The following is a 630-nucleotide window of genomic DNA, read 5'->3' on the forward strand; positions in this document are numbered from 1 at the left end:
AAATCAATAACTGGTGTTAGAGAGAATAATGCAGCCATTTTAATAGGTGAGATTCCAAATATTGATAAGTTTGTTTCTCCAGCTAAATTAGTTGCTTTTTGTGGACTTGATCCTGTTGTAAAACAATCAGGTAACTTTAATGCTCCACAAACTAGAATGTCTAAACGTGGTTCTAAACTCCTTAGATATACTTTAATTAATACTGCTTGGCAGTTATCGCTTAACAATGACATATTTGCGAAATATTACAAATTAAAGATAAATCAAGGTAAAAGACATTACAATGCCTTAGGACATTTAGCATCTAAACTCGTTCGTATTATTTACAAACTTTTGAAAGATAATATATCTTTTGATACAGATTATCTTAAATAGGCAATTATTTAAATTTTTAAAATTAAGTAGATTACTACTAATTTTGTGATGCAAAAATTCAATTACTTATCCAACTATTTATTTTTTATTTTATACTTGACAAATCATAGTTGGTCTCCTTATAAAGTAAAAAACCGAACCAAAGTTCAGTTTCCACTTGTATTGAAAGATTAATAATTAGTTATTTTTTTATTAATTATTTATAAAAGTATTATACATTCTTTTCCTATAAATGAAAAGGGCTGCAAATCAGTT

General features: G+C 26.3%; 1 protein-coding gene. It reads left to right on the forward strand.

The window, feature by feature from the left end:
- On the forward strand, positions 1–375 hold a 375-nt coding region (locus tag AWT72_RS08725; RefSeq protein ID WP_156413149.1), incomplete at its 5' end, for a transposase.
- Between the last annotated feature and the right edge of the window lie 255 nt (positions 376–630).

The sequence above is a fragment of the Oceanivirga salmonicida genome (genome assembly GCF_001517915.1).
GTDB lineage: Bacteria > Fusobacteriota > Fusobacteriia > Fusobacteriales > Leptotrichiaceae > Oceanivirga > Oceanivirga salmonicida.